Genomic DNA, 7,036 nt, shown 5'->3' on the forward strand with positions numbered 1-7,036 from the left:
AGGGTGTTGGCGACGGACTCGGTCACAGCACGACTGCAGTGATGGAAGGTGAGGGGTCCGCGAGGCGTTCGATAGCCACACTCGGGCCACCGACACGGCTCGTTAGCAATAGGAGGGCCGTCGACCTATCTCAGGGTGCCCGCCGCGGCGAAACCCCAGGTCACGGCCGTGGGCGAGGGGGGACTTGAACCCCCACATCCTTTCGGACACAGGAACCTGAATCCTGCGCGTCTGCCAATTCCGCCACTCGCCCGGAGTGAAGCGTCGGACACCTTAGCCGACCCTCCGACCAGGAAGGATGGCCCGGACTCGGTACCATGGACCGACAATCCGCGTGGCCTCGGGCACAGAGGCCCCTCTTCCCGAACCCAGGACCAAGGGTGGGTAGGCTGGCTCGAGCATGGGACTGCAGCAGTTTGAGCAGCGACTCGAACGCTTCGTCGAGGGAGCGTTCGCAAAGGCGTTCCGTAGCGGCTTGCAGCCGGTGGAGATCGCGCGCCGCCTGACCCGCGAGATGGACCTTCACCGGACCGTCGGCCCCCGCGGCGTCATCGCCCCCAACGTGTTCGAGGTGGCCCTGTCGCCGGGCGACATCGAGCGCTTCGAGTCCTTTGCCGACGCCTTGGTGAGCGAGCTCGCTGACGCCGCGCGTGATCACGCCCGCACCGAGCGCTACGACTTCCTGGGTCCCGTGGAGGTGAGCCTGAAGCCGGATCAGGCCGTCAACCCGGGCTCCTGCCTCGTCAACAGCGAGGTCAAGGGCGGCCCGGGCGGCGGCCCCGCCGCCGGCCTGGTCCTCCCCGACGGCCGCCGCGTGACAATGGACGAGGGTCCCCTCGTCATCGGGCGGCTGCCCGAGTGCAGCGTGGTGTTGGATGACGCCAACGTCAGTCGGCGTCACGCCGAGCTGCGCCGCGACGGCCCGGACGTGGTCGTGGTTGACCTCGGATCGACGAACGGGACCCGCGTCAACGGCGCCCAGGTGCGCACCCAGCGGCTCAACGACGGTGACGAGATCACGATCGGCAGGTCGAGCCTTCGATTCGAGGTCCGGTGATGGGCTCGCGCCCACCCGCCCGGGTGAGGCCCTTGATCCCTGCCCCGTCGGTCAGGGGGCGTCGCCACCCCCGGCCCGACCCGACCCTGAGGGACGGCTGTCGCACCGGTGTCTGACTCGCTCCTCACGATCCTCAAGTTCTTCCTGATCGCCCTGCTCTGGCTCTTCTTCCTGCGGGTCCTCCGAGCGGTGTGGTCCGAGCTGAAACGGCCGCCGGTGGTGACCGTCGTCGACGAGCCCCAACGGCGACGAGGCCGCCGCAGGGAGGCTGCGCCTTCGCAGCCTCCCGGTCCCCCGACCGGGGCGATGCCAGTCGACGGCCGAAGTGGGAACGGGCGGGTCATGCGGCTCAGGGTGCTGGAACCCGTTGAACGGCGGGGCCGGACCTTCGATCTGGGAGACGAGGTGACGCTCGGTCGAGCTTCCGGCTGCGGGGTACCCCTGGACGACGCCTTCACGTCCCAGCTGCACGCCCGACTGTTCCGTCGCAACGGCGAGACGTGGATCGAGGACCTCGGCTCGACCAACGGGACCTTCGTCAACGCCAAGAAGCTCGGCTCGCCCGTGCTCCTCCACCTCGGTGACCGGCTCCAGGTGGGACGGACCGTCCTGGAGGTCGGTCCGTGATCCGGATTCGCTCCAGCTCGGCCACTGACGTCGGACTCGTACGCACGACGAACCAGGACCGAGCCCTGGAGGGCGACGGGCTCTTCGCCGTCGCCGACGGAATGGGCGGCCACGTCGGCGGGGAGACGGCGGCCCAGACTGCGATCGACGCCTTCCGCACGACCTTCGCCGGTCACCCGTCAGCCGACGGCCTCGCCGACGCCGTGCGTCAGGCCAACTACGCCGTGTGGGAGGCCTCTCGGGCGGAAACCGCTCTGCGAGGCATGGGGACGACACTCACGGCCCTGGCGCTCGTGACGGTCGACGGCACCGACGACCTGACCATCGTCAACGTGGGGGACTCCCGCGCCTATCTCTATCAACAGGGTGAGCTCAGCCAGCTGACCGCTGATCACAGCCTGGTGGAGGAGATGGTGCGCAGTGGCGAGCTCACCGCCGAGGAGGCCTCGGTGCACCCCCAGCGCCACATCCTCACCCGCGCCCTTGGGATCGAGCCCGACGTGGAGGTTGACGTCTGGCACGTGCCGCCCCATGTCGGCGACCGAATCCTGCTGTGCAGCGACGGGCTCATCAACGAGCTGGGCGACGACGAGATCGCCTCGGTCCTCGGCCAGCATCCCGATCCCGATGATGCGGCGCATGCCCTCGTCCAGCAGGCGCGCGACGCCGGTGGTAGCGACAACATCACTGTCGTGGTCGTCGACATCGTCGACGACGGCGACGGTCGGGGCCCAGCCGGCGATCTGGTGGCCAGCGCCGTCGGCGCCACGGCGGTCCAGCAGGCGATCGAAGGTGACCGGGTAGGAGCCGACGGCGCCGCGTTGACGGCGGCTCGCGGCCCGGAGCCGGGCGGGGCTTCGAGCGGGCCAGGCGCCGCCGATGACCCCAACCCCACCCCGACCCACGAGTCGTATGTGGCGGTCCCCGGGCCGGTCGGCACCACGACTGCAGCACCCGAGGCACCACCAGCAAGGGTGAGGGTCCGCGGCCGGTCGCCCCGTGTCACGCTCAGGGTCGTGGCCTTCTTCGCCGTGTTGCTCATGATCCTGGGGGGGATCAGCGCTGCCGTCTGGTGGTTCGGCGAGCGCTCCTACTTCGTGGGCCTCCAGGGGAACCAGGTGGCCATCTTCAAGGGCCGCCCGGGCGGGCTGCTGTGGATCCAGCCCTCGCTCAGCCAGCGGACCAACCTCACCACCTGCACGATCCCCGGCGCAGCCCCGGGGTCGACGGTCCTCCCCTCCCGGGTCGCCGATCTGAAGGCCGGCAAGGAGGAGCCCAGCCTCGGGGCCTCCCAGCAGTACGTGGCCAACCTGACCCAGGAGGCCAAGTCGCTCCCGGCAGGAGCTCCTTGCGGTCCGGCGCCCCCACCGACGACCGCGCCCGCTCCGCCGGCCGCGGCGCCGACGCCGTGACTCCGGTCCGGGTCGGGGGCCACAGCGCGGAGCCGGATCCCTGATGGACCGTCAGATCAGGCTCCTGGGACTGGGCCTCGTGGTGCTGTTCGTCGTGCTGTTCCTACAGCTGAACAACCTCCAGGTCCTCCAGGCATCCAAGCTGTCCAACGCCTCGGGCAACATCCGAAAGGTGCTGGACGACTTCAGCCGCGCCCGCGGGGTCATCCAGACCTCCGACGGCGTGGTCGTGGCCAAGTCCACTCCCACCAACGACATCTACAAGTTCCAGCGCCAGTACCCCGAAGGCCCGCTGTTCGCCCAGATCACCGGGTATTTCTCGTTCGTCTACGGATCGAGCGGGGTAGAGAGGACCTACTCGTCGCAGCTTGCCGGACGCACATTGCCGCTCCAGCACCTGAGCGACCTGCTGACGACGAGGAGCAACACCGACGACGTCACCCTCACCATCTCGAACCAGCTGCAGCAGGTGGTGGCCAACGCCCTCGGCCCGCGGTCCGGATCGGTCGTTGTCCTGAACCCGACCAACGGCTCGGTGCTCGCCATGTACAGCAACCCCACCTTCGACCCGAACCCGCTCTCGTCCCATAACCAGAACGTCCAGCGAAATGCCTGGAACCTCTACCAGCTGGACCCGACCCAGCCGATGCTTCCCCGGGCCTACCGGCGGGGCTACGCCCCCGGGTCGACCTTCAAGGTCGTGACGTCCTCAGCCGCCTTGGACCGCGACCCGTTGCTCGCCACCAAGGACTATCCGCAGGAGAGCTCGATCCCCCTGCCGCAGACGAACCAGACCCTGTCCAATTTCGGGCACGAGACCTGCGGAGGAACCCTGCCTGACCTCCTCAAGTTCTCCTGCGACACGGGGTTTGGGCAGATGGGTCTCGATCTCGGCCCGGACAACCTCTCAGCGGAGGCGATGGCATTCGGCTTCGACAAGGTCCCGCCCCTCGACCTGCCGGCGGTCGCCACCTCCACCTTCCCACCCGCTTCGGCCTTCGCCCAGAACAAGCCGGGGCTGGCCTACTCCGCCATCGGTCAGCAGGACGTCACCGCCACCGCCCTCCAGATGGGTCTGGTCGCCTCGGGTATCGCCAACGGCGGGGTGATCAACGCGCCCCACGTGATGAGCGAGATCCGTGACAACCAGGGACGCCAGGTGCAGTCGTTCGGGACGAAACCGTGGCAGCAGGCGACCTCGCAGGCCACCGCGGGCACGGTGCGCGACGACATGGTCGGCGTGGTCAACGGCGGCACGGCCACCGCCGTCGCCCTGCCGAACGTGCAGGTGGCGGCCAAGACCGGGACCGCCCAGACCAGCACCGGAGCCGGCAACAACAACTGGCTCATCGGCTTCGCCCCGGCCGACAACCCCCAGGTCGCCGTGGCCGTGGTCGTGCCGGCCCAGACGGGGTTGGGCTCGGACACCACCGGTGCCCAGATCGCCGGGCCCATCTTCAAGACCGTGCTCCAGGCCGCGCTGGCATTGCCGCAGGGCGGTGGGACCGCTCCATGACCTCGCAGTCGCCGCCGATCTACAGCGAGCGCTACGAGCTCGTCCGCCGCATCGCGCGGGGCGGGATGGCCGAGGTCTTCCTGGCCCACGACCTGTTGCTCGACCGACCGGTAGCCCTCAAGGTGCTCTTCCCCGAGCTGTCGGTGGACCCGTCGTTCGTGGAGCGCTTTCGCCGGGAGGCCCAGGCGGCCGCCAACCTGAGCCACCCCAACATCGTGTCGGTCTTCGACTGGGGGGAAGCCGACAGCACGTATTACATCGTGATGGAGTACGTGGACGGTCGGCCGCTGTCCAGCATCATCTACGACGAAGGTCGGCTGTCGGTCGGCCGGGCCGCCGCCATCGGTGCCGAGGTCGCCGGCGCCCTCGCCTTCGCCCATCGCCACGGCGTCGTCCACCGGGACGTGAAGCCGGGGAACGTCCTCATCGCCGACGACGGTCAGGTGAAGGTGGCCGACTTCGGCATCGCCAGGGCCGCCAACACAGAGGGCGACCTCACCCAGACCGGCGCCGTGATGGGTACGGCGACGTACTTCTCCCCCGAGCAGGCCCAGGGCCACAACGTCGACGCCCGCAGCGACGTCTACTCCCTCGGGGTCGTGCTGTACGAGATGGTCACCGGGCGTCCCCCGTTCGTCGGCGACAACCCGCTGGCCGTCGCCTACAAGCACGTGCGCGAGATGCCCCCGCTGCCGCGCCAGTTCGACCCTTCGATCCCCCCCGCCTTCGACGCCATCGTGTTCCAGGCCATGGCCAAGATGCCCCAGGACCGGTACTCGAGCGCCGACGAGTTGCGCGCCGACCTCCTCCGGTTCCAGCAAGGTCAGACCGTCATGGCCTTTCCCCCGACGATGGCCGTGACCCGTTTCCAGGACACCACCATGGCGGGACCGCCAACCGGTCGCACCACCGCCATCTCGCCGACGGCGATCCCGCCACAGGCCCAGCGCAGACGACGCCGACGCGGCTACCTGGCCGTGCTGGCCCTGCTGCTGGCGGCACTGGGCGTCATCCTCTACTTCCTGCTGCGATCCACCGGAGCGTCAGCCAGCTTCGCCGTCCCGAACGTCGTCCTCCAGCCCGTGGGAACGGCGACCCAGACGCTGCAGAACGACGGGCTCAAGGTGGCCACCCAGGACGTCCCGTCGGCCTTTGGCCAGGGGCCGGGCACGGTCCTAACCCAGTCACCGAAACCTCCGAGCCAGGTGTCGAAGGGCAACACGGTGACGCTCACGGTCGTGGCGACTCCCGCCCAGGCGACCGTGCCCGACGTGACCGGCGAGGACGTCGGAACGGCGACCAACACCCTGCAGCAAGCGGGCTTCACGGTCGGCCAGCAGGCTCAACAGTCGAACCAGCCCACCGGCACCGTCGTCAACCAGAGCCCATCAGGCAACAGCCAGGCCGCCCAGGGATCGAAGGTGACCCTGACCGTCTCGAGCGGGCCGGCCCAGGTCACCGTCCCCGACGTGGTAGGCGAGGACCAGTCCACGGCGGCCAACCGCCTGGGCAGCGCCGGGCTCACCCTCGGGAACGTCAGCAACCAGCCCTCGGCCACGGTGCCCAGCGGCAGCGTGGTCAGCACCAGCCCGTCGGCCGGGACCAAGGTGAATCCGGGCTCCACCGTCAACCTCGTCGTCTCCAGCGGGCAGCCCCCGCCCGCTCAGGCTCAGGCGCAGGTGCCCGACGTCACGGGCCAGACCCAGTCCCAGGCCAAGCAGACCTTGACCGCCGCCGGCTTCAACCCGCAGGCGCAGGCGCAGCCGGTGAGCGATCCGACCCAGAACGGCGTCGTGATAAGCCAGAACCCGCCCGGTGGCACCACGGCCAACCAGGGGTCGGTGGTGACGTTCACCGTCGGCAAGTTCTCCGGCGGCGGCACGACTACCACCAACCCGATCGTCCCCTAGATGGCGTCCTCTCGGCTGCCGGGGCGCCGCCGGCCCAAGCCCGGGCGCACGACCGAGCGGAAGCCCGGCCGCACGACCGAGCGAACGTCAGGGCGCTACACCCCCCCAGTCCCCCGGGCCAAGAAGGTCAGCCCGCGGTGGGTCCCCGTCGTGATGCTGGCCTGCCTGGTCCTCGGCGTGATCGTGGTGGTGATCAACTACCTGGGCGTCCTGCCCGGCGGGGCGTCCAACTGGTACCTCCTGCTTGGGCTGGGGCTCATCGCAGCTGGGTTCATCACCGCGACCCAATACCGCTGAGGCCGCCGGGACTGTCCACGACCGTACTTACACAGGTGTGATCTTTCCCACAGACTTGTCCACAGTCTGTGGATATCGGGGCCTAGCCCAAGCGCTCGATGATCATGGCGTTGGCCATGCCGCCGCCCTCGCACATCGTCTGGAGGCCGTAGCGACCACCAGTGCGCTCGAGCTCGTTGACCAGCGTGGCCAGCAGCTTGGCGCCGGAGCATCCGAG

The 7,036-nt window shown here is 69.3% G+C and carries 7 protein-coding genes and 1 tRNA gene; 6 read left to right on the top strand and 2 right to left on the bottom strand.

The annotated features are described in order from the left end of the window. Positions 1–169: 169 nt before the first annotated feature. Positions 170–253: transfer RNA gene (locus tag VGF64_17080), tRNA-Leu, on the bottom strand. A gap of 147 nt (positions 254–400) precedes the next feature. On the opposite strand from VGF64_17080, the gene VGF64_17085 reads away from it, so the two are divergent. The 6 genes from VGF64_17085 to VGF64_17110 all read left to right on the top strand — a co-directional run bounded on the left by VGF64_17085 (position 401) and on the right by VGF64_17110 (position 6,819). Beyond that, positions 401–1,057, top strand: coding sequence for a DUF3662 and FHA domain-containing protein (locus VGF64_17085; protein HEY1636476.1), 657 nt, complete (start codon positions 401–403; stop codon positions 1,055–1,057). A 108-nt stretch (positions 1,058–1,165) separates the two neighbouring features. After that, positions 1,166–1,684, top strand: a complete 519-nt coding sequence (locus VGF64_17090) for an FHA domain-containing protein (protein HEY1636477.1) — start codon at positions 1,166–1,168, stop codon at positions 1,682–1,684. Next, positions 1,681–3,096 (top strand): Stp1/IreP family PP2C-type Ser/Thr phosphatase, encoded by a 1,416-nt coding sequence (locus VGF64_17095; GenBank protein HEY1636478.1) that lies wholly within the window; start codon positions 1,681–1,683, stop codon positions 3,094–3,096. Before VGF64_17090 ends, VGF64_17095 begins: the two co-directional genes overlap by 4 nt. A 43-nt stretch (positions 3,097–3,139) precedes the next feature. After that, positions 3,140–4,612: a penicillin-binding transpeptidase domain-containing protein gene (locus VGF64_17100; GenBank protein ID HEY1636479.1), complete on the top strand. Its 1,473-nt coding sequence runs from the start codon at positions 3,140–3,142 to the stop codon at positions 4,610–4,612. Continuing rightward, entirely contained in the window at positions 4,609–6,522 is a 1,914-nt protein-coding gene (gene pknB, locus VGF64_17105) for a Stk1 family PASTA domain-containing Ser/Thr kinase (GenBank protein ID HEY1636480.1), read from the top strand. Before VGF64_17100 ends, pknB begins: the two co-directional genes overlap by 4 nt. Then, the gene (locus VGF64_17110) at positions 6,523–6,819 is read left to right on the top strand and encodes a cell division protein CrgA (protein HEY1636481.1); all 297 of its coding nucleotides are present in this window, start codon (positions 6,523–6,525) and stop codon (positions 6,817–6,819) included. It abuts the gene before it with no gap. 82 nt (positions 6,820–6,901) lie between these two features. On the opposite strand, the gene VGF64_17115 is transcribed toward VGF64_17110, so the two are convergent. After that, the coding region (locus VGF64_17115; protein HEY1636482.1) for a steroid 3-ketoacyl-CoA thiolase at positions 6,902–7,036 on the bottom strand (135 nt) is incomplete at its 5' end.

It is taken from the genome of Acidimicrobiales bacterium (assembly GCA_036491125.1).
Lineage (GTDB): Bacteria > Actinomycetota > Acidimicrobiia > Acidimicrobiales > AC-9 > AC-9.

Excerpts from the sequence above, each read along its gene's own strand:
- VGF64_17085 (HEY1636476.1), top strand. The coding sequence starts at position 401 with ATGGGACTGCAGCAGTTTGAGCAGCGACTCGAACGCTTCGTCGAGGGA.
- VGF64_17100 (HEY1636479.1), top strand. The coding sequence starts at position 3,140 with ATGGACCGTCAGATCAGGCTCCTGGGACTGGGCCTCGTGGTGCTGTTC.
- pknB (HEY1636480.1), top strand. The coding sequence starts at position 4,609 with ATGACCTCGCAGTCGCCGCCGATCTACAGCGAGCGCTACGAGCTCGTC.
- VGF64_17110 (HEY1636481.1), top strand. The coding sequence starts at position 6,523 with ATGGCGTCCTCTCGGCTGCCGGGGCGCCGCCGGCCCAAGCCCGGGCGC.